Source organism: Rhodoferax sp. ZS1R8 (assembly GCF_056521325.1).
The window spans coordinates 108453-130102 of record NZ_JBWMBA010000001.1 but is presented as its reverse complement, the minus strand read 5'-3'; the positions used below and the strand labels follow the sequence as shown (position 1 = coordinate 130102).

24 protein-coding genes are annotated in these 21650 nt (G+C 57.6%); 3 read left to right on the top strand and 21 right to left on the bottom strand.

Annotation, left to right across the window (positions count from 1 at the left end):
* Positions 1-24 precede the first annotated feature (24 nt).
* The 10 genes from flgK to flgB form a co-directional block, all read right to left on the bottom strand.
* Positions 25-1986 carry a flagellar hook-associated protein FlgK gene (gene flgK / locus AC097P_RS00630; RefSeq protein WP_479608436.1) on the bottom strand — a complete coding sequence of 654 codons (1962 nt, stop codon included), beginning with the start codon at positions 1984-1986 and terminating at the stop codon, positions 25-27.
* 12 nt (positions 1987-1998) lie between these two features.
* On the bottom strand, positions 1999-2934 hold the full coding sequence (gene flgJ / locus AC097P_RS00625; RefSeq protein ID WP_479608435.1) for a flagellar assembly peptidoglycan hydrolase FlgJ: 936 nt from the start codon (positions 2932-2934) through the stop codon (positions 1999-2001).
* 1 nt (position 2935) lies between these two features.
* Positions 2936-4105 carry a flagellar basal body P-ring protein FlgI gene (locus AC097P_RS00620; RefSeq protein WP_479608434.1) on the bottom strand — a complete coding sequence of 390 codons (1170 nt, stop codon included), beginning with the start codon at positions 4103-4105 and terminating at the stop codon, positions 2936-2938.
* Between the two features lie 66 nt (positions 4106-4171).
* Positions 4172-4888: a flagellar basal body L-ring protein FlgH gene (locus tag AC097P_RS00615; RefSeq protein ID WP_479608433.1), complete on the bottom strand. Its 717-nt coding sequence runs from the start codon at positions 4886-4888 to the stop codon at positions 4172-4174.
* A gap of 8 nt (positions 4889-4896) precedes the next feature.
* Complete coding sequence (flgG, locus tag AC097P_RS00610) at positions 4897-5679, bottom strand: flagellar basal-body rod protein FlgG (protein ID WP_479608432.1); 783 nt, start codon at positions 5677-5679, stop codon at positions 4897-4899.
* 36 nt (positions 5680-5715) lie between these two features.
* Positions 5716-6456, bottom strand: coding sequence for a flagellar basal body rod protein FlgF (locus AC097P_RS00605; protein WP_479608431.1), 741 nt, complete (start codon positions 6454-6456; stop codon positions 5716-5718).
* A 6-nt stretch (positions 6457-6462) separates the two neighbouring features.
* Complete coding sequence (gene flgE / locus AC097P_RS00600; RefSeq protein WP_479608430.1) at positions 6463-7713, bottom strand: flagellar hook protein FlgE; 1251 nt, start codon at positions 7711-7713, stop codon at positions 6463-6465.
* Positions 7714-7764: 51 nt separating this feature from the next.
* Positions 7765-8370 carry a flagellar hook assembly protein FlgD gene (locus tag AC097P_RS00595; RefSeq protein WP_479609444.1) on the bottom strand — a complete coding sequence of 202 codons (606 nt, stop codon included), beginning with the start codon at positions 8368-8370 and terminating at the stop codon, positions 7765-7767.
* 59 nt (positions 8371-8429) lie between these two features.
* Positions 8430-8834, bottom strand: coding sequence for a flagellar basal body rod protein FlgC (gene flgC, locus AC097P_RS00590; protein WP_479608429.1), 405 nt, complete (start codon positions 8832-8834; stop codon positions 8430-8432).
* 25 nt (positions 8835-8859) lie between these two features.
* The gene (gene flgB / locus AC097P_RS00585; RefSeq protein ID WP_479608428.1) at positions 8860-9279 is read right to left on the bottom strand and encodes a flagellar basal body rod protein FlgB; all 420 of its coding nucleotides are present in this window, start codon (positions 9277-9279) and stop codon (positions 8860-8862) included.
* A 221-nt stretch (positions 9280-9500) separates the two neighbouring features.
* Between flgB and flgA the strand changes: the two genes are divergently transcribed.
* From flgA to AC097P_RS00570, 3 genes are all read left to right on the top strand, one after another.
* On the top strand, positions 9501-10244 hold the full coding sequence (gene flgA / locus AC097P_RS00580; protein ID WP_479608427.1) for a flagellar basal body P-ring formation chaperone FlgA: 744 nt from the start codon (positions 9501-9503) through the stop codon (positions 10242-10244).
* 104 nt (positions 10245-10348) lie between these two features.
* Positions 10349-10681 carry a flagellar biosynthesis anti-sigma factor FlgM gene (gene flgM / locus AC097P_RS00575; RefSeq protein WP_479608426.1) on the top strand — a complete coding sequence of 111 codons (333 nt, stop codon included), beginning with the start codon at positions 10349-10351 and terminating at the stop codon, positions 10679-10681.
* A 45-nt stretch (positions 10682-10726) separates the two neighbouring features.
* A complete protein-coding gene (locus AC097P_RS00570) occupies positions 10727-11107 on the top strand; it encodes a hypothetical protein (protein WP_479608425.1) in 381 nt (126 codons plus the stop codon).
* A gap of 131 nt (positions 11108-11238) precedes the next feature.
* Here AC097P_RS00570 and AC097P_RS00565 read toward each other — a convergent pair whose 3' ends face one another.
* From AC097P_RS00565 to flhD, 11 genes are all read right to left on the bottom strand, one after another.
* The gene (locus AC097P_RS00565) at positions 11239-11871 is read right to left on the bottom strand and encodes a hypothetical protein (RefSeq protein WP_479608424.1); all 633 of its coding nucleotides are present in this window, start codon (positions 11869-11871) and stop codon (positions 11239-11241) included.
* Positions 11872-11898: 27 nt separating this feature from the next.
* Complete coding sequence (locus AC097P_RS00560) at positions 11899-12615, bottom strand: RNA polymerase sigma factor FliA (RefSeq protein WP_479608423.1); 717 nt, start codon at positions 12613-12615, stop codon at positions 11899-11901.
* On the bottom strand, positions 12615-13424 hold the full coding sequence (locus AC097P_RS00555) for a hypothetical protein (protein WP_479608422.1): 810 nt from the start codon (positions 13422-13424) through the stop codon (positions 12615-12617). Before AC097P_RS00555 ends, AC097P_RS00560 begins: the two co-directional genes overlap by 1 nt.
* Positions 13417-14856: a flagellar biosynthesis protein FlhF gene (gene flhF, locus AC097P_RS00550; protein WP_479608421.1), complete on the bottom strand. Its 1440-nt coding sequence runs from the start codon at positions 14854-14856 to the stop codon at positions 13417-13419. The genes AC097P_RS00555 and flhF overlap by 8 nt, the downstream gene beginning before the upstream one ends.
* The gene (gene flhA / locus AC097P_RS00545; RefSeq protein WP_479608420.1) at positions 14853-16934 is read right to left on the bottom strand and encodes a flagellar biosynthesis protein FlhA; all 2082 of its coding nucleotides are present in this window, start codon (positions 16932-16934) and stop codon (positions 14853-14855) included. The genes flhF and flhA overlap by 4 nt, the downstream gene beginning before the upstream one ends.
* Positions 16931-18085: an EscU/YscU/HrcU family type III secretion system export apparatus switch protein gene (locus AC097P_RS00540; RefSeq protein ID WP_479608419.1), complete on the bottom strand. Its 1155-nt coding sequence runs from the start codon at positions 18083-18085 to the stop codon at positions 16931-16933. The genes flhA and AC097P_RS00540 overlap by 4 nt, the downstream gene beginning before the upstream one ends.
* Positions 18086-18232: 147 nt before the next feature.
* The gene (gene cheY, locus AC097P_RS00535; protein WP_479608418.1) at positions 18233-18622 is read right to left on the bottom strand and encodes a chemotaxis response regulator CheY; all 390 of its coding nucleotides are present in this window, start codon (positions 18620-18622) and stop codon (positions 18233-18235) included.
* A gap of 101 nt (positions 18623-18723) precedes the next feature.
* Positions 18724-19626, bottom strand: a complete 903-nt coding sequence (gene motB, locus AC097P_RS00530; RefSeq protein WP_479608417.1) for a flagellar motor protein MotB — start codon at positions 19624-19626, stop codon at positions 18724-18726.
* Positions 19627-19645: 19 nt separating this feature from the next.
* Positions 19646-20506, bottom strand: coding sequence for a flagellar motor stator protein MotA (gene motA / locus AC097P_RS00525; protein WP_479608416.1), 861 nt, complete (start codon positions 20504-20506; stop codon positions 19646-19648).
* 243 nt (positions 20507-20749) lie between these two features.
* Positions 20750-21286: a flagellar transcriptional regulator FlhC gene (gene flhC, locus AC097P_RS00520; protein WP_479608415.1), complete on the bottom strand. Its 537-nt coding sequence runs from the start codon at positions 21284-21286 to the stop codon at positions 20750-20752.
* A gap of 36 nt (positions 21287-21322) precedes the next feature.
* Positions 21323-21649 carry a flagellar transcriptional regulator FlhD gene (gene flhD / locus AC097P_RS00515; RefSeq protein ID WP_479608414.1) on the bottom strand — a complete coding sequence of 109 codons (327 nt, stop codon included), beginning with the start codon at positions 21647-21649 and terminating at the stop codon, positions 21323-21325.
* Position 21650: the final 1 nt, after the last annotated feature.

The window sequence follows — 21650 nt, the reverse complement described above, 5'->3', positions numbered from 1 at the left end:
TTTTCTCTTTCTTCCGAGACCGTATCAACGAGACAGGCCCTGAATCAGCGTCTCAAAGATACTTTGTGAGATTTGAATCATCTTTGCTGAGGCTTGGTATGCCTGTTGGAATTGCAGCAGCTTCGCTGCTTCTTCGTCCAAGTTCACACCCGACACACCGGTGCGGTCCTTTTCAAGATTGGCAGCTATGCTGGTCGAGCTTTGGGCGGCGTAATTGGCGCTCTGTCCGCGAATGCCAATTTGCGCTATGAGGCCCGCGTATCCATCGGTTAATGCCGCTCCATCGAACAATGGCATGTCGCGCAAGTTCATCATGGCGGTGGCATTGCCTGCGTTTAGCTTGAGGTTGATGATGCCCGCTGCGTCGAGCACTTTGGTATTGCTAACGGTAATCGTGTCACCGGCTTTTGGCGACCCCTGCAGTGTTAGGGACCATTGCGAGAGAGGAGTGGTAGGCGGCGTTGTGCCTTCGATAGGCACGCCGGGCATGTACGCAAAGGTTGTTGCGTTTGGAATGGGCAGTTCGTCGCTGCGGGTGAAGCTATTGCTGCCGGTAAAGGTCAATTTCACGGGCGTAACTGACGGTGGATTGCTCCGGGCCAACAAAGACGTTTGCTGCAGACTTCCGGTATTGGAGCTTCCCATTTGCCCGACTACCGGACTGGCAACCGCCAGGGCGCTGGGTGTAGAAAACTGGCGTTGAATTGCGCTTGCCGAGGTACTAAAAGGTTTGAGCAAAAAGCGGTCACCAGCAGCAGCTACACCCGCGCTTTTGGCTATGTTGATTCCATCCAAAATCACAGGGTTGGTTACGGAGAAATCAAACCCAGTGACCAATCCATCGGACTTGCGTGTGATGGACCCGGCCGTTGCGGTGCTGAAACTCACTTCATAATCCGACGCCGCAAACTTGGTGGGGTCATTGATCGACAAGGTCAGGTTGGTAGCCCCTGTGTTTAAAGTTGCGGGAGCAGTAGGTAGCAAGACGTTTTGACTGGTGAATGTAGTGGGCGAAAAAATGTTGCCACCCACGTTGCCATTGAGATCTAGACCCAGCGCGTGCTGGGTATTCATTTCTGTGCTGACCGCCATTGTTAGACGGCCCAGTAGATTGCGACCTTCCACCAAATCTGCATTCTGAAAGCGCAGTAGGCCGGGAACTTCCCCTCCGCCCATCGTGTTTTCGTCCATCAAGATTTGTTGGCCGTTGCGGTTGACTGCAAGCTTGTTGTTCGTCAATCCGCCAAAGTCTTTCACCAGTGAAACCGATGAAGCCGTTGATCCCAATACCAGCGACTGGCTTCCGCCAATAAAGATACCAACTGTGCCATCACTCGCAGGGATGGATGTGGTTTGCACATACTGGTTGAGATCCCGCACCAACTGATCCCGTCGGTCCAGTAAATCATTGGGTGACTGGCCGCTGCCGTTTGCGCGCGCGATCTGGGCGTTAACAGCGGCGATGCTTTGCGCAAGGCTGTTGACGCTATTGATTTTTTGGTCGAGCTCTTGTGCAACACCCGTTTGCAGATCATCCAGCTGTTGTGAGGCGGACCGCATCCTCGCTGCCGTTTCGTCAACGCGTGTTAACACCACGGTACGGGCGGTCAGATCTGTGGGTGCGCTGGCAACATCTGAGAATGCGTTGAGCATGCTGCTGATCGACGCACCCAACCCACTTGCCCCTCCGTTAAAAAGCCCTTCCAGTTGTTTGAGCTTGTCTGCTCGCACGGTGTCGGCAGATTGTGTGGATGTTGCCAGGGTGGCTTGGCGGGTTAGAAATTCGCTGAAGTTGCGTTGAATAGTCTTAACGTCAACACCTTTGCCAATGTAGCCGCCGCCAGTAAACTGACCCTCCACGGTTTGAAACACTACCGTCTGGCGTGAATAGCCCGGTGTGTTGACATTTGCAATATTGTTGCCGGCGGTCTGCAAGGCAATCTGGTTCGCCTCCAGTGCGCGCGTTCCTATGTTGAGTATGCCCATAGCGCTATTCCCTTAGGCCTGCGCGCGCTGGATTTGCAGCGTTGTGTTAATCGCGCGGCTCAATTTGGCGGCATAGTCGGGGTCAGTGGCGTAGCCCGCCTTTTGCAGGCCGCTTGCAAATGACTGTGCCGACCCCCCGGTCTGGGTCAGGGCCTCGGCTTTGGCTTTGGCGTAACGAGGGCTTTCGGTGATCATGCGCGCATAGTCCTTGAAGGCATCCGCATAGGAGTCATACGAACGAAATTTAGCCAGCTTCTTGGTGGCCACGCCGTCTACAAATTCGGTAGTGGTCACCTCGGCCACCTTGCCGGTCCAACCCGGGCCGGCCTTGATACCAAAAAGATTATGCGACGAAGCGCCGCCCTTGTGCTTGATTTCGAACTTGCCCCAACCGGTCTCATGGCCTGCCTGGCCCAGCATGAAGCTGGCGGGGATGCCGGTGGCCTTCTCGACCTCGCTGGCGACACCGGAGTGCTGCTGCACAAAGTTCGATTGGCTCTCGGTCGGTGCGCGGGGGGTCTTGCTGATCGTGGGTGGCGGCGTAGTTTGCGCCGCCACCTTGGCCGACTTGGCTGCGGTGACCGGAGTAGCGTTTTGGCCCGCACCGGCTACGGCCCCATCCTTGGGGGTGCCGGCCATCTGGCGGGTCAGTTGGAGCGCGATCATGTCGGACAGCCCGCCAGGCTGACCAGACATTTGCACGGCAAACTGCTGGTCCAGGAGATCGGTCCCCAGATCGCTGCCAGGACTTTCCAACATGCCCGATTTCATGGTGGCTTCGCGCATGCTCTTCATCAGTTCGCGCATAAACAGGGATTCGAACTGCTTGGCTGTTTCGCGGATGGCGGCCGGCGTGCTCTTACCGGCCTCCAGCTTCAGGCTACCCAGGGACTGGGCGTCGGCAGCGAGCGACTGTGCATTGGAAGGAGAAATGGATCCGTAGCCCATGTTAAATCACCTCCAGTTCCGCATTGAGTGCGCCAGCTGACTTGATAGCCTGCAGAATGGCCAGCAGGTCTTGGGGTGTCGCTCCCAGCGAATTAAGCGCCTTGACCACATCGGCGAGTTGGGCTGCTGCGGGCAAGCTGATGAGCTTGCCTGCGTCCTGCTTGATCTCGATATTGGCCTTCTCAGCCACCACGGTTTGGCCGCCGGTGGACAGGGCATTGGGTTGGCTAATAACGGGTGTGGAAGAGATGCTGATGGAAAGATTGCCGTGGGCAATCGCGCAGGCGCCGAGTGATACAGCCTGGTTCAGCACGATAGAGCCAGTTCGCGCATTGATGATGACTTTGGCCGCCGCGACCGAGTTCTGCACCGGCAGTTCTTCCAGCTCGGCCAGGAAGCTGATGCGGTCGTTGGGCGTCATAGGGGCTTTGACCTGCACGGTGCGGCCATCCAGTGCCTGTGCCACATCGGGGCCGAATTTGCCGTTGATGGCAGAGGCGACCTGGCGGGCGGTCTGGAAGTCACTGGCGCGCAAGCTCAGGTTCACAGTGGGGCCGTCTTGCAGGGCGGTAGGTACTACGCGTTCGACCTGGGCACCGTCGGGAATGCGTCCGGCGCTCAGGTGGTTGACAGTTACCTTGCTGCCGCCGGCTGCTGCACCAGCGCCCGCGACGATGAGGTTGCCTTGGGCCAGGGCGTAAATCTCGCCATCCGCACCCTTGAGTGGCGCGGTGATCAGCGTGCCGCCCTTTAAAGATTTGGCGTTACCGACCGAAGATACATTCACATCCAGCATTTGGCCGGGACGGGCGAAAGGGGGCAGTTGGGCAGTGACCAGTACGGCGGCCACGTTTTTCATCTGCAGCTGGGCCAGCGTGGTGGCAGTCAGGGTGATGCCCAGTTGTTGCAGGTAGTTGCTCAAGCCCTGCGTGGTGTAGGGCATTTGCGTGGTCTGGTCGCCGGTGCCGTCCAGACCGACGACCAGCCCAAAGCCGGTCAACTGGTTGGTGCGCACGCCCTCGACGCTGGCCACCTCCTTGATCCGCATAGCGTGGCCGGCGGTGGCAAAGCCAAAGCACAGCGCCAGGCTGAGTACCAGGCTCAGTAGCCTGCGCAGTTGACCCCATAGCCGGGGGGCAGTGGTGTTTGCCGATTGGGTCCAGGGTGTCATGTGCAGAGTTGGTTAGTGGGCAGATCCAGGTGGATCTGTTACCCCTCGGCACTATTCTGGATAACTTTAGAAAGGCTGAAAGCTCAAAAAGAACCGGGAAAGCCAGCCTACTGTCTGTGCCTCGCCCTGGGCACCGCGTCCGCGGGATTCGATCCGTACATTAGCCACCTGGGTGGAGCTGATGACGCTGCCCGGTTGCACCAGCCTGGGGTCAATGGTGCCCGAAAAGCGCAGCACGTCAACATTCTGGTTGACGCCAATTTGCTTTTCACCGGCCACAACCAGATGGCCGTTGGATTGAACCTCAATGACGGTCGCAGTGATGGACCCTGCAAAGGTGTTGGCACTTTCGGTGCCGCCCTTGCCGGAGAATGCGTTGTTGGTCGTCGCGCCTATACCGAGTTTGCCCAAGCCCTCGACGCTACTCAAAGGAAGTGCCTTGATGCTGGAGTCGATCGAACTGGCGCGGTTGACCGTGGAGGTGGATTTCTGGCTGGCTGTGACGTTTTCCACGATTTGCACCGTGACGGTGTCGCCGATGGCGCGTGCACGGCGGTCTTCGAACGCTGGCCGGTAACCGGCCGCTTGAAACAAACTGCCGGTCGCTGGCCGCGCCGCTGCGGGGGTGGCCATAGGTAGAGGGTTGACCTTGGGCTCTGCAAAGTCCACGACCACCTTTTGCGGAATTTGCTGGCAGGCTGTCAACGCCAGGGCGGCTGACAGCAAGAAGGCGAAACGGCCTGTAGCCCTCGTCGGATGTGCGTAAGAAGCTCTGTTTTTCATAGCAAACCTCACAGCTGACCGAGCTTTTGCAGCATCTGGTCGGACGTCTGGATGGCCTTGGAATTCATCTCATAGGCGCGCTGGGTCTGGATCATGGTGACCAGTTCCTGCACCACATTCACATTGGACGTTTCTACAAACCCTTGCATCAGCGTGCCCAGGCCGTTGGCGCCGGCGGTGCCGACATTGGGCTGACCGGAGGCGGCGCTTTCCGCGTAGATGTTTTGCCCTTTGGGGTCCAGCCCGGCCGGGTTGATGAAGCTGGCCAACGCAATCGTGCCGATGGCCTGTGGCGCTGTGGTGCCGGGGATGCTGGCGGACACTATGCCATCCGGGGCCACGCTGACAGCTGTCGCATTGGCCGGCACGGTGATACTTCCCGCCAATGGCAGACCACCAGAGTTAACCATTCGACCCTGGTTATCGATCTGGAATGCGCCGTCTCGCGTGTAACCAACGGTGCCGTCGGGCATTGTGAGCTGGAAGAAACCATTGCCTTGAACAGCGATGTCCAGGTTGTTGCTGGTTTGTTGCAGGTTGCCCTGGGCGAAACTGCGGCTGGTTGCTACCGCACGCACGCCCAATCCCACTTGCAGGCCGGTGGGCAGCGTGGACTGCTCCGAAGTGTTGGCTCCAACCTGCCGCAGGTTCTGGTACATCAGGTCTTCAAACACCGCATGCGATTTTTTGAAGCCGTTGGTGGAGACATTGGCCAGATTGTTGGAAATGACGTCCAGCTGCATTTGCTGGGCTTCCATGCCGGTTTTGGATATCCAGAGTGAGTTGATCATGTCAGTTTCCTATAAGGGTTGGCCTGCCGAGTGGCATCAGCCTTGTAGACCCAGCAACTGGCCGGCCGAGCGGTCGTTGGATTCGGCGGTTTGCAAGAGGCGCATCTGGGTCTCAAACTGTCGCGCTGTTTGGATCATGCCCACCATGGTTTCGATGGGGTTGACGTTGGAGCCCTCCAGTACGCCGGTTTGCAGTTTGGCCGTTTCGTCGTTGGGCAGCGGATCGCCGGAGTTGGCGCGGAACAGTCCGTCCGCGCCGCGCCTGATCGGGTCTTCGCCATTGGGTGTAACCATTTTCAAGCGACCAATGCCATTGGCCGGTTGATTGCCAACTTTGGCGGTGACCGTCCCGTCGTTGCCTATCGAAAGTGTGGCGCCGGCTGGTGCTGTCATTGGTGCGCCGCCGTTGGACAAGACTGGCAGGCCGATGCCGGACACCACAGTGCCGTCTGTCGAGACCTCCAGATGGCCGTTGCGGGTGTAGGCCTCGGTGCCATCCAGTGACTGCACTGCAAACCAAGCATTCCCGCCGGCCATGACGTCCAGGCTGCGGTCGGTTCGCATGGCTGGGCCTGGGCGGTCCAGGTGGCCTGCGGTAGCTTCCACTGCAAAGACCCGCGTCGTGGCGCCTTCGCCTTGCAAAGGGACTGCGCGGTAGGTCGACAGCTCGGCGCGAAACCCATTGGTCGAGGCATTGGCCAGGTTGTTGGACAGGACGGCCTGGCGGCTTGCGGCCGCGTTGGCGCCTGACATCGCGGTGTAAATGAGACGGTCCATGGTCGTTTAGCGTAAGTTCACCAAAGTCGATAACACCTGATCCTGTGTCTTGATAGTCTGGGCATTGGCTTGGTAGTTGCGCTGAGCTGTCATCATGTTGACTAATTCAGCGGTTAGGTCCACATTGGACTCTTCCAATGCTCCCGCACGCAATGCACCAAATTTGCCAACGCCCGGTACTCCCTGAACGGGTTGTCCAGAGTCTGCGGTCTCAATCCAGTTGTTGCTACCAACGGGCCTCAGGCCCTGTACATTACGAAAATTCATCAATGCCACCTGGCCAGCAGTTTGCGTTTTACCGTTGGAGTAGGTGGCTGTCACTGCTCCTGTCTCAGCAATACTGACTCTCGTCAGTTCTCCGGACGTATAGCCGTCCTGTGTCAAGTTGGAAACGGAGAATCCTGTGCCAAATTGCGTTGCTCCGGTAAAGTCCACGGTCGCGGAGAAAGTGGTGGGCGCAGCGGGAGGTGGTGGGCTCGTCGCCGGGTCGGGTAGATTGATCAGAGTTGTGGCGACAGGCGGCACAGGGCTTAACTGGCCGTTTGCGTTGAATGTCAGTGATGCGATCACTACGCCAACCACAGGCGGCACGGCTGCAGGGTTGTCCAAGTTGTCATACACGTCCCAGGTGTTCGCCCCAGTCTTAACAAAGTACATGTTGGCTGGCACGGCAGTGCCCTGTGAGTCGTACGCTGTTAGTGAGGTGCCGTATGTGGAACGCGGGGTCGGAGGGACGGCCGTTGCAGCTATGGGCGCACCTGCAGGGAGGTTGAATTGGGCGGCTATGGTGGTAGTCTTGCTTGCCGCAACGGGCGCACCCGTTGGTAGCTGGAGTGGAGCGAGCGTGCTGCTGGTACGTACACCCGACGTCGTGGTGGGGTAGCCCATAAGCTTGCCCCCGGAATTGGTTTTGATATACCCGGCTGAGTCAAGCTTGAAATCGCCCGCCCGCGTGTAAGCAAATGAGCCATCTGGCATGGTTTCTTGGAAGAAGCCGCCGCCGTTGATTGCTACGTCTAGGCTGTTGCCGGTGATATTGATATTGCCCTGAGTGAATTGCTGGGAAATAGCGGCAATGCCAACCCCTATGCCGGCTTGATTGCCGCTGGATGCGCCCAGTGAAGAAGCCACGATGTCGGAGAATTCGGCACGCGAAGCCTTCATGCCGGTAGTGTTGGCGTTGGCGATGTTATTTCCAATGACGTCTAGGTTTTTGCTCGAAGCGTTTAAACCAGAGAGACCTGTTTGAAAGCTCATGATGTATTCCTCAGGGTTGCGTTGTCACCAACAATTTTTTCACTGCATCGTTCACAAAATTGACAGAATCGCATCGTATGTAACTGCGGCACGCCCCTTCAGATCGACTCCACCGCTGTTGATCGATACGACGGTATCGCGTGCCAGAGCGGTCGTAGGCACATCCTTTCCGCCACTGCTAGCCGTAATTTTGAAACTTGGGTTGCCACCCGCGTAGTTTGATGCGTCCCATTCGAAGGCGTGGCGCCCTGCGGTCATGGCACCCAAACTACGGGTGTCGATAACCTGGCCACCCGGGGACAAAATTTCTAAAGTGACTTTGTCGGCAGATCCTGTGACTTCGACTGCGCCCTTTGCCTTGCCGGCGTCCACTGACAGAGTGTTGCTCTGAAGAAGCACATCATGGCCAATCATGGCTGTTCCTTGCAACAGGCGGCTTGCAGTGAACTGGCTCGCCATCGATTTCATTGTTTCATTGAGTTGCTGAATTCCCGAGACTGTGTTGATCTGCGCCATCTGACTCGTCATCTGCGCGTTGTCCATTGGGTTCATCGGATCCTGATTATTCAGCTGAGCAACTAGTAGCTTCAAGAAACGGTCTTGTGAGGCGTTGGCTTCGCTTTGCGCATTGGTTGGCTTATTCGCGCCGTTCAACATGGTGACGGCGTTACTGGCGGTGGGGGAGACGGTGGTGGTCATGCTGTGGTTCCTAAGGTCTATTGACCCATTTGAAGGGTTTTGAGCAATAGCGTCTTGGCAGTGTTCATGACCTCGACGTTGTTTTGGTAAGAGCGTGAAGCCGAGATCATGTTGACCATTTCCTCGACTGGATTGACGTTGGACTGCATCACATAACCATCCGCATCGGCTGACGGGTGTGCGGGGTTGTGGACGCGCTTCATGGGCTCGTTGCTCTCGCGGATGCCATTGACCCGCACGCCGGACGAGGCGTCTGAACCCATGGGGGCCGTCTCAAACACCACCTGGCGACTCTTGTAGCCCTGGCCATCCGGTCCGGCGACAGCATCGGCATTCGCCAGATTGCTGGCGACCACATTGAGACGCTGGGACTGTGCACTTATAGCGCTTCCCGATACGTTGAAGATGGAAAACATGGACATGGTGTATCTCCGCAAGCTTCAGGCGCTACTGCCCCTGAATGGCGCTCAGCAAGGTTTTGGATTGGCCATTGATAAAACGCAGCGTGGCTTCGTAGCGGACCGAGTTGTCTACGAAATTGGCCCGTTCGCGGTCCATGTCCACGCTGTTGTTATCCATGGCCGGCTGGCTTTGGGTGGTGTAGCGCAGGGCGTTGGAGCCCAGACTGGAGGTGCTGGCCTGAAGCGCGATGTGGCGCTGGTTGCTCATGCCACCCGAGGGGGCGCTTGGCGTTTGCATACCGGTACCGTTGGCCGCCTCCATGGCTTCCTTGAAGTTGATGTCGCGCCCTGCGTAACCGGGCGTGTCAGCATTGGCGATGTTGCTGGCAATCACCCGCTGCCGTTCGGCGCGCAGGACCAGCGCTTTGGAGTGAAAGTCCAGTGTGCTGGTTAGATTGGCAAACATTGATCACCTCCGAAAGGGTTTGCGAACCCACTGGACGGACCAGTTTGTTCGGCGTGGGGCAATTATGGGAAAACCTTTAATTTTTTAGCCATGGAATACGGGGGGTAAACCGGACCAATTGGAGGCTTTGTTCCATGGTCGACTCCCTATAGTTGACGGACTCCAAGTGCTAGGTGTCACCTCTGATGGTCTGGATATCTTGGAGAGAATGGAGATGTGCCATGTTGAATTTTTTAGGACAACTGCTGTACGCGCGGTGGTCCGGCGTGGTCGTCAGCGCGCTCGGTCTTATCGTGGTTGTAAGCGCTGCGCATGCGCAAGCCGTAGCGGAGCCGAATTTCCAGGTGATGGCGCAGGACTGGTTGCGCGATACCGCAGCGTCCTCTCAGCCCAGGGGACCTGCTGCATTGCGCCTAGAAGTCAAAGTCGGAAACTTCGACAGCCGTCTCAAGTTAGCACCCTGCGGCAGTGTTGAGCCCTACTTGCCTCCGGGATCCCAGCTCTGGGGACGCACCCGCGTCGGCTTGCGCTGCATCGATGGCGTAAGCCGCTGGAACGTCTCGCTGCCAGTAACTGTGAATGCCTATGGCAACGCTTGGGTGATCAGGGGTTCCGTTGCATCCGGCGCCACCGTTACCGAGGACGACGTGATCGAGGCTGAAGTGAATTGGGCAGAAGAGACCAGTCCGGTGATCCGTGACAAGGCGTTGTGGGTAGGGCAGATTGCCACCCGACAACTAGTAGCCGGCCAAGCACTGCGCCAGAGCATGGTTAAGCCCGCACAAGTGTTTCAGGCCGGCGCGCAGGTCCGTGTGATGGCGCAAGGCCCGGGGTTTCAAGTTTCGTCTGATGCGCAGGCCTTGTCGGTTGGCGTGGTAGGTCAAGTGGCCAGGGTGAAAATGGAAAATGGTCGAGTGTCTGCGGGGTTGGTGCTGGATGCAAAAACAGTACGCATCGATCTTTAGAACAGACTTCGGTTCAATTCTCATGCAAATTTCTCTAAAGTCGGCCATGATGCAGACGATAACCATCACACGAGACTACGCATTCTGTGGTTTTGGAGAGCTTTATGAAAATCGGTCAAACCCCAAACAATTCGGTTCAAATACAAAGCAGCACCACTGGTGCCTCGCAAAGAGCGGGGCAGGGAGCCCCCACCTCGGGCGCAGTGCTCCTGAAAGCTTCTACAGGTACCGCCGCGGAGGGTTCGGCTGTAACCGTTTCAATATCGGCAAATGGATTGAAGCAAGCAGGGCGAGGCGAATTAGCCGATATAAATTCTCAAAAAGTGGCCGCAATGCGGACCTCCATTCAAAACGGAACTTATGTAGTGAATCCCGAAGCTATTGCAGACAAGCTGCTGTCAAATGCACAGGAATTGCTGAATCGGACGAACGCCTGAGATATTTCAGGCGTTGCGCGTCTTCTATTACTCAAAGGAGCTGACGTGCCCACCGTTTCAATCGATAAACAACTTGAGCTGTTGCAAACCCAAGTTCATAGAGTTGCCGAAGCGCTTATCCGTCCAAACCCCGCAGCAGTGCAGACAGCCAGTGAGGAGCTTCAATATTTCGCGATCGAGTTAGTGCGAATGGCGGACCAGCTAGGACGAAACGCATTGGCTACGCCCGGTCGAATTCGAACCGTTGTCGCGTTATCGAATAGCGTTCGGACACTACGGGAAAATCTTATGCGCCACTCTGCCTATGTTGATCGCGCGCTTGAATTGCTTATTCCTACAACCAACCAAAACGCTACTTATTTTGGCAGTGGCGCATTTGGTGGCCCGATACGGCAATCGGGTACCTTTTCTGTGGCGGCGGCTTAAGGGGCAGAGTTCACCCGGCGTGTGAAGTGTCTATTTCGATGAAACTTCGCAAACACAAGTTATCTTCGAAAAAGGCTTAATGTGAGGCGACAGACCGCGGATCAAGCCTTATAGCAACCACTACCGCCCGTCTAGGGTAGAAAGCCAGGGCCGCAAATAGTTTTGGTCTTGCCTGCCCACGGTTTACCCACTACCAACGTAGTGGTATCCCAAGCAGACCAGGTTGTTGGGTCTTCAAAATCTACGGTGTTCGAATTTGCGAGTATTCCTACCACTTGCCATGTCCCTGTCGGAATCGATCTAAGGCTTATGTACCCACCAAAGAGTGTTTCGGTCTGCGCTCCTTGTCCGAGATTGTCCGCCGCAGGAAGGTAAATATTGTCTGCAACGGATCCTACCAAAGTCGACGGTATGAATGGACCGCGAATGGCTGGCGCTGCACCTAACGTAAATTTTTTGACTGGATGGAGGAAGCCGGAAGGGGAGTGCAAAATGATGAAAAGATCACGCTTTTCCATCGTCGTTTTGCCGGCATCGTATGTAATTGTGACGGTGACTTGGTCTGGTAACGTGTCCGAACATGGCGTCGTTTTTGTACTGCTTGGCTGGGTGGCGGCCAGCTTTTCTGCTGCAGACCCCTTCGGTGCCATGATTGTCATGCTCACCTTATAAGGGTAATCCACCGCCCAAGCGGACGGTGCAACAAAAGAGGCGCAGAGCGCGGTTCTCGCCAATAAATGACCGATTGAGGGCTTGATTTTCATGACAGAACTCCCGGTTCAAGTGGGCTTCTAGTGTGATCGCATTTTTGCCCGTAGACGGGCTATGGACTGGCTGTGCAGCTGGCAGATGCGGGATTCGGTGACGTCCAGCACAGCAGCGATTTCCTTGAGATTCATATCCTGCTCATAGTACATACTCATGATGTATTGCTCGCGCTCCGGCAGACTCTTGATGGCGGAAACCAGGGACTCACGCAAGCGGTGGTCGCGCAGCATATTCATCGGGTCTGCTTCACTGTCAGCAACGTGACGATCCAAGAAGTGGTCCTCGTCTTCGCCATTGCGCGACATGTCCTCCAGGTAGACAAGTTGCGTGCCGCGCACCTTGCCCAACAGGCTCTGGTAGTCGACCAGGCTCATGCCCATTTCGGTGGCGATTTCGGATTCGATGGGACTGCGACCCAGCCGGTGCTCTAGGCGCCGCATCGTGGCTTCAATTTCCTTTTGGCTCTTGCGCGATCCGCGCGACATCCAGTCGCTGCCGCGCAGTTCGTCCAGCATGGCGCCCCGTATGCGCTGGGTGGCAAAGGTCTCAAATTGAACGCCTTGGGCAGCTTCGTAGCGAGAAAGTGCGTCAGCCAGCCCTATTAGCCCGACCTGGATCAGGTCGTCCACTTCCACACTGGCGGGAAGCTTGGCCATCATGTAGTGCGCCAGCCTCCTGACCAGCGGCTGGTATTGCTTGATCAGTGCAGAGCGATCGAGTTGTCCCTTCTCGGTGTACATCAATGGCCCCTCGGAAATTGGTCAAGATGGTGCGTGCGCGGCACGCGGCGAACCAAGGCGCCGTCGGATGGCAGTTGAGTCCCCAGCGCCACAGCGCTCTCTAGCAGACGCAGCGCGAGGCCCTGTACTTCACCGCGAGGCTGCGACTCGCCCCGCTGCTCTTGAATGTCCAAGCTTTTGAATTCGCAGCCCAAAAACCGCTTGGCGCATTCGCTCAAGCTTGCGGGCGCGGCCGCCGGGGGCGTTGGCGGTTGCAGGTCAAAATCTTGCAGCATGTTGATGATGGTAGGCTTAAGTTTGCCAGTAATCAACAGCCGTTTCAGCGCGGTGTAGCCCGTTAGCAAGGATGTATGTACCTGCGATACCGCCAGCAGCGGTTCGATGCGCCAGTCGTTGAGCAGGCTAACCATGCTGTCTGCGGTGCAATAGAGGACCACGATGCCCTCTGCGGGAAACAGGTGGCGCAACTCGTGCAGGCTTCGCATGCTAGATCCCTGTGCCGAGCATAGGGTTTGAACGCCCTTTGCGGAGGGCAGCACCGTCCACGCCGGTATGTCCCTTGCGCCGTCATCGCGCCAATGCAGGTTTCCCAGCAATTGTTCCAGGCCTGGGTTGGTTTCCGATTCGGCTGTCGTGGCATCCAGCACAGTGACCGAGTAGCCGAAATTGACCAGCGACAGGCACAGCTGCCACAGCAGTGGCAGTTCCGCACGCTCGTCCCCATGGCTGACCATGGCGATCAGTCTAGGCCCCGGCTGACAACCCAATCCGAGCAAGCCGGCGGCCTGGTTGGTGTAGTGGTCAAGCATCCATACGCCCCTTGGCGAGGGAATGGGCAGAAGGCTGGCCAAAGTAGAAGCCCAGATCGCTGACTTTGGGATCGTAGGCAGATACGCCGACGGTGCGCATGGACTGGCGAACCAGCTTGCTGGCACTTGCGCTCTCCCAGTCTTCGGGAACACGTTGACCGGTAGTAATTCCGCGCAAAACCAGCTGGTTGCGGATGGCCGCGTCAATTGCTGGCCCCAGCTTTACAGCCTCATCTGTCTTGGAGAAGATGGCATGCTGCGTACCAGTGGACTTGAATGCGGACACAGCTTCGTCCAGTGTGTCGCCGTGGCTGCCGGCATTGAGCACCAGCAGGCGTTTGACGCTGGGCAAGTCGAGCAATTCCATCATTTCGTGTTTGCGAGGATCGCGCGGGGCGAGCCCCGTGGTGTCGATCAGCACCATCTTCTTGCCGGACAGCAGGCCCAGCAAATCCTGCAGCGCGGTCCTGTCGTGGGCCAGGTGTGCGACGACGCCGAGCATCTTTCCATAGGCACGCAACTGTTCATGGGCGCCCACCCGGTACGTGTCCAACGTGATCAGCCCCACGCTGGCGGCGCCGTGGGCACGGGCACACAGGCCGGCCAGCTTGGCCGTTGTGGTGGTCTTGCCGACACCGGTGGCACCGATCAACGCGAAGACGCCGCCTTCTTCATGCAGAGCAGGGCCGTCCGAGTCGGTTCGCAGGTTGCGTTCCAGCACATCCATGACCCAATGCACAGATTCGGATGCACTCATCTCCTCAGGCATTCTTTCCAGTATGGTGCGGGCCAGGTTGGGGGAGTAGCCCGAGCGGATGAGCTTGAGCATCAGGTTCGCCTGGAGGGGGTTCTGGCGCGCCTGACCCAGCCAAGCGAGCGTGTTGAACCGGTCCTCCATCATCTCCTTCATCGCATGCAACTCGTCCACGATACCTTGGGGCACAGCGCCCGCCGCAGGCTGTGACACCGGGGCCTTGCGCGAGGTCTCGTATTTTGGGGTTGCCGTTTCTTTTTTGATCGGAGGCCGTTGCTCGACCACGGACGCGCGGGCACGCTCGGGCGCCATGTCCTGGGCGATGAGTTCTGCGCTATGGGCCGAGCTTGTCTCGTGGCGCTTGCGCAGCATGCGTTCACGCACGTAGTCCTGGAACGACAGCGTGCTCATGGCCAGTTGCGCGGCATCGTCTTCCACCTTGGTGGCCACTTCTTGTGGCGCGGGCTTGATGCTGCGCGCAGGGTTGCCACCAGCTTTGGCAATAGGGGTGCTGGGCATCTGGTCCAGCGCGGCCAAGCTGTCTTCGGCCGTGGCCACCACTTCCACACCATTTTCGGTTGGACGGTTGGACAGAATCAGTGTGCCGTCACCAAAGGCCATGCGTGCTTTGGCGAGTGCCTCGCGGGAGGTTGGGGCGGTAAAGCGTTGGATGTTCATGGTGTTGCGCCTCTGAGAATCGGACCGATGCGTATCGTGTGGGTTTCAGGAATTTCGCTGTGGGCCAGCACCTGCAGCCTTGGGGCAACGCGCCGCACCAGGCGGGCGATAGCGCTGCGGATCTGGTCTGGTACCAGCAGGCAGGCCGGTACGCCCACCTCCTCTTGTTTCATAGCAGTTTCTGCTGCGCTGCGGGTCAGCATGTCTGCGACACCGGGGTCCAACGCAGGGCCGGATGCGCTGCCCAAAGCCTGCACCAGCAAGCGCTCCAGGCTAGGGTCGATAGCGATGACATTCAGCTCCCGGGTGGGGCCATAGATTTGCTGGACGATGGCGGGTGACAAGGCTACGCGCACCCGCTTAGCCAACTCCGCAGGGTCGGTAGTAGTACTGGCATGCTCTGCAATGGATTCGATGATGGTGCGGATGTCGCGGATGTGCACGGATTCGTCCAGCAGCAACTGCAGCACTTTCTGGAATACGGCAACCGAGACCATTTTGGGGACCACTTCTTCTATCAGTTTGGGAGCCAGCTTGGCGACGTGTTCCACGAGTTGTTGTGTCTCTGTGCGACTGAGTAATTTGGATGCCTGAACTTGCATCAAGTGTGACAAATGGGTGGCCATCACAGTCTCGGAATCAACCACGGTAAACCCGACCATTTGCGCCGTTTCTTTTTGTTGCTCGTCAATCCAGTGTGCTGGTAAGCCAAATGCAGGGTCGGTCGTGGGTGTGCCTATCAGCGGTGTGGTGATGCCACCCGGATTAATGGCCAGATACATGCCGGGGAAGGCCTCGCCCTCTCCGACGATGACACCGCGCAGCGTGATGCGGTAGCCGCTGGGCTTGAGCTCCAAGTTGTCGCGCACATGCACTGGTGGCGGCAGGAAGCCGACCTCTTGCGCAAACTTGCGGCGCACGCCCTTGATGCGGGTTAGCAAATCACCTTGGCGCGTCTTGTCCACCAGAGCGATAAGACGGTAACCCAGCTCCAAGCCCAACTGATCCACCGGTTGCAAGTCGTCCCACGACGCTTCGCCATCGGTCGTGGCTGGTGCCATCTGAGCCTGCGGGTCGACGGGCGGTGGCTTATGGGCCAGCAGCCATGCACCGTAGCCCAGTACCGCAGAGATGGTCAGGAATACGAAGTGCGGCATGTTGGGAATGACGCCCAATACGAACATGATGATCGCCGTGATGCCCAAAACCTTGGGCGATACAAACATCTGGCCGACGATCTGCTTGCCAATGTCGTGTTCCTTGCCCACGCGGGACACCACCATGGCCGCAGCGACGGAGATCAGCAGGCCCGGAATCTGCGCAACCAGTGCATCACCCACCGCCAACAGGATATAGGTGTTGGCCGCCTGCGAAGCGGTCAGGCTGTGCTGCAGGATACCGATCGCAAAGCCGCCAAAGATGTTGATCAACAAAATCAGGATGCCGGCAACCGCATCCCCCCGCACGAATTTGGATGCACCGTCCATCGAGCCGAAGAACTCGGCTTCTTCACCGACTTCTGCGCGCCTGCGCTTGGCCTCTTTCTCGTCGATCAGACCAGCATTCAAATCCGCATCCACGGCCATCTGCTTGCCGGGCATTGCGTCTAATGTAAAGCGCGCCGACACTTCAGCAATCCGCTCAGAGCCCTTGGTGACCACGACAAAGTTGATGACCACCAAGATGGCGAATACGATCAGACCTACCGCGAAGTTGCCACCGATCAGGAAATGCCCGAACGCCTCGATCACGGCGCCTGCCGCGCCGGGGCCCGTGTGGCCCTCCAGCAGCACGACACGGGTGGACGCGACGTTGAGTGACAGGCGCATCAACGTGGTCAGCAGTAGCACGGATGGAAATGCAGCAAAGTCCAGGGGCCGGATCATGTAGGCCGCCACCATCATGACCATCAGTGCGACGGCGATATTGATCGTAAAAAACGCGTCCAGCAGCAAGGGTGGTAGCGGTAGCACCATCATCGCCAGAATAGCCACCACCAACATGGGTGCCGAGGCACCTTGTATCAGGCCAGAGTTCGTGCTGAACCAGCGCCGTAGAGATTGGATTTGCGCGTTCATGCGTGTGCCGCCTTAACGGTTTTGGACAGTGGATCCAGGTCCGGGGGTACAAATGGGTGTGCCAGCTCTCCAGGCATAGGGCCATCCCCACGCATGGCCGCGCGCAGTTTGTAGACATAGGCTAAAACCTGGGCTACCGCGGTGTAAAGGCTGGACGGGATGTCCTGGTTCAGTTCCGAGTTGGCGTACAAAGCCCGCGCCAGCATCGGCGACAGCAGGACTGGTATGGCGTGGTTCTTGGCCACGTCCCGGATCTTCATGGCCAGCAGATCCGTGCCCTTGGATATGACCTGCGGCGCAGCCATGGTTTTTTCGTCGTATCGGATGGCCACGGCAAAGTGTGTGGGGTTCATGACGACGAAGTCGGCCTTGGGTACCGCGTTGACACTGTTCTTTTGCGCCATTTCGCGCTGTTTTTGCCGGATTTTGGCCTTGATCTGGGGATTGCCGTCGGACTCTTTTCCCTCTTGCTTGACCTCTTGGTGCGACATCTTCATCTCGCCCTTGTGTAGGAAAGTTTGCAGGGGAACATCCACCAGAGCGGCTAATAGCACCACCAGTAGCAATAGGCCCATGCCACTGGTCAGCCACTCCGTCAGGTGGCGGATAGCCGAGCTGGAGGGTTGCAGGATCAGCGCGGATACGGTCTGCAGGCCGGAACTCAAAAACATACCGGCGATCGCAAACAGAATGCCGGTCATCAACGCCATCTTCAGCACGGACAGCAGCTTCCTCTTCGTCAACAATCTGCCAAAACCTGCCAGCGGGTTGACCCGGCTGAAGTCAGGCATCAAAGGCTTCAGGCTGTTGACCCAGCCACCGGACGCTACTGCAGCAAAAATTGCAGCGGCCGAGATGATGCCTGCGAATGCAGCACAGCCCGCCAAACCGATGCTAGTGGCGTCTGACAGGCGTGTGAGCATGCTGCCCGTCTGCTGGACCGCGACGGCGTCAAAAGACAGTTGTTTGCCCATGCTATGTTGCAGGCGCTCGAACAGAATGGGTGCGAGCACCATGACGCTGACGGCGCCGGCTCCCAAGATTGCGAGGTGGGAGAGATCTTCTGAGCGTCCTACCTGACCGTCATCCCGCGCTTTTTTTAGCTTGCGCTCGGAGGCGGGTAGGTTGCGATCTTGACTGCCTTGTTCCATGGTGGGGCTCTATAGTTGCCACCATTGTCGTAACGGACCTATGGAACTAAAGGTCAATAAGCGAGGGTATATGCCTGCTTATTGGGAGCCCTGCAATCGCACATCTGGCCGGCAAACCGTTGGCCGCCAGCAGATGGGTTGGAAGGCTTATTTCAATCCTGTTTTGGTCAGGATGTGGTTGACTTTGTCTTCCAGTGTTGCCTTGGTGAAAGGTTTGACGATGTAGCCTGCGGCACCTTGCTGCGCTGCCAGCACAATGTCTTCCTTGCGGGCTTCGGCAGTGACCATCAGTACGGGAAGATGTTTGAGCTTGTCGTCTTTCTTGATTTCGCCGAGCAACTGGAACCCGTTCATATTGGGCATGTTGATGTCGCTGACGACGAAGTCGAAAGTGGAGCTGCGCAGTTTCTGCAGCGCCACAACGCCGTCTTCTGCCTCGTCCGCGTCGACGAATCCACTTTCCTTGAGCAGGTTGCGCACGATGCGTCGCATAGTGGAGAAGTCATCGACGACTAAAAAGCGCAGTTCTTTTGACATGGATTACCCTTTCCCGGGTGATTTTTGCATATGGCTAAGTATCACCGAATTTTGCGTTGAATCAATGGGCTGGTTACGCAACCGCAGCGGCCTTGGGTGTTTCAATTTTCCCCCGTGGCGTCGGCAAGGACCCGTTGCCCGCCCAGCAGGCGGTCTTCAGCGTCTTTGGTCATGACCAGTATGCTGATGCGGCGATTGCTGGGGCTTAAAGGATCGTCTGCGTCCAGCAACAGGCTGGAGGCCATGCCCACTACGCGGGCCAGCTTGTCCTCCGGCATGCCAGCGTTGGCCAGTTCGCGCCGTGACGCGTTGGCGCGGTCCGCCGAGAGCTCCCAATTGCTATAGCCCTTGCCAGCATTGCCATAGGCGCTGCGATCCGTGTGGCCGTCCAGGCTGATCTTGTTTTCGACACCCAGTAGAGCGTTGCCGATTTCCCGCAGGATGTCGCGCATGTAAGGTTTCAGGGTTGCGCTGCCACTGTCGAACATGGGGCGCTTCTGGTCGTCAACAATCTGGATCAGCAGACCGTCCGGGGTGATCTCCAGTCGGATTTGCGACGCGAATTCGGCCATTTTGGGGTTGTTGGAGATGGCGGCGGCGATTTTTGCGCTCAGCTCGCCAAGCATTTTGGCGTCGCGCTTGGCGGCCTCGGCCTTTTTGAGTTCGCCGGACATTTTTTTGGCCTTCTTGTCGGCGCCGTCCCCCCGCTTGGCCTGGCCCGTGCTTTGGGTCAGGTCGCTACCACCGCCGTTGATGACGCTGCTGCTTGCACCGGCACCCGTACCGCCCTGTATGGCAACTTTGAGCGGCGATTGGAAATAGTCTGAAATTCCCTTTTTGTCGCCTTCAGAGGTGCTGCCCAAGAGCCACATTAACAAGAAGAATGCCATCATGGCAGTTACAAAGTCGGCATAGGCAATCTTCCAGGCACCCCCATGCGCAGCGTGGCCACCTTTTTTGACCCGCTTGATGATGATGGGCTGCAGCTTTTTGGCGTCAGCCATGCTCAGGTATCCATGGCCTTCATTTCTTACCCTTCACGTAGCTTTCTAGCTCAATGAAGGTGGGGCGCTCCGTGGAGTAAAGAACTTTGCGGCCAAACTCAATGGCGGTGGTCGGGTTGTATCCCTGCATGCTGGCCAGCAGGGTGGAGCGAATGCATTGCAGTTCCTTGCCAGCTTCTTCGACCTTTTGTTCCAACACACCAGCCAGGGGCTCAGCAAACGCGTAGGCCAGCAAGATGCCCAGGAAGGTACCGACCAGCGCCGAGCCGATCATTCCGCCCAGCACGGCCGGCGGTTGGCCCACCGAACCCATGGTGTTGACCACGCCTAGCACGGCCGCCACGATACCGAAGGCAGGCAGGCCACCAGCAACGCGCTGGATCGCCGCAACGGCGGCGTGCTCTTCGTTGTGGTGGGTTTCGATTTCGCTGTCCATCAGTGATTCGATCTCGTGGGCATTCAGGTTGCCCGAGACCATCATGCGCAGGTAGTCGGTGATGAATTCCACAACGTGGTGGTCATGCCCCACGGCGGGATACTTCTTGAACAGCTCGGATTCGTGCGGCTCTTCGACATCTTTTTCGATCGCCATTAGCCCCTCCTTGCGGGCCTTCTGGAGGATGTCGAACATAAGTGCCATCAGCTCCATGTAGCGGGCCTTCGTGTACTTGCTGCCTTTGAAGCACGTGCCCAGACCTCTTATTGTGGCCTTGACCACCTTCATTTGGTTGTTGGCCAAGAAGGCCCCCACTGTCGCGCCGCCAATCGTGATCAATTCGAAGGGCAGAGCGTGCAGGATCACCATGATGTTGCCACCGTGGAAAATGTACACGCCGAAGACGCACACCAGAATGACCAGCCAGCCGACGATTACGAACATAGGCGCATTGTGACAGGGAGGCCTAAAACCTCAAGGGTTGAACAGACTGGCTTTTGATGGCCTATCAATATCATATCGGCGCTACCCGGATGTGCTTGAGAAATTTGACCAAGGCTTGGTGTAGCGTGTATGGGCTGCGCTCCGCACTGGTTGAGCGTGATGGCCTGTTGGCAGAAACCTTCAAGCCAAATCGGGCTGTAGCCCTCGTGCACAGAGCGTAAGCAGCTACTAAATTTATAGCGGCTAGTGCAGCAGGATTCCACCGGCTGCTGATCCCTTGCCAGCCCGTGCGGGCGGCGTGCACAGGCCACACTCGAAGTGGCGGCTGTTTTCGTAGGCTTCGCTGACGAAGTGGCCACCGCACTTGCAGCACTTGGTCATGGACAGCATGTTGTTGTCAATGAACTTGACCAGTCGCCAGGCCCGGGTCACCGACAGCAGAGGCTCTACGGCGCATGCCGTAATCTGTTCGCTGTACAAGCGGTAAGCCTTCATGATGGCGTCAATGTCGTCCATGGCGCACACCTTGGTCAGGTACTCATAGGTGTTCTGGAACAGCGACGCATGGATATTTGGCTGCCATGTCAGGAACCACTCGGTAGAAAACGGCAGTTGGCCCTTGCTGGGGGAGCGGCCCGCCACTTCTTTGTACAGCCGGAGCAAGCGTTCGTAGGACAAATTCGTCTCGCTTTCCAATACCTGCAGGCGGGCGCCGAGCCGGATCAACGCGACTGCGCGCTCTACTTGCTTGGAATCGTTCAAAACGCTTTTGGTGGCCATGGTGTTGCTCCGGGAGAAGGGGGCGAAGGGTTTTGCTTACAGGGTTTCGGCGTAGCGGCCGGCCATCAGGATGCTGGCATGCAGCTTGGTTGTGGCGTCGTTGTCAACCTTGTTCACCGAGTGGTTGGTCAGCAGATTCCAGACCATGTCATCGTCCACACGGAAGCGGCACAGCAGCATGTTGCCGGAGGCGATCTTCATGATCTGGGCAGGGGACAGTGCACCAATGAGGTCGGCCGACTCTTCGGACATGCCCAGGCGGAACAGTGCTTCGGGTTTGTCCTGGCGGATCAGGTTTTGCGCCAGCATGAGGTAGGTCATGTTAGCTTCGCGGATTTCGTTCAACAGCTGTTCGTTGGTCATT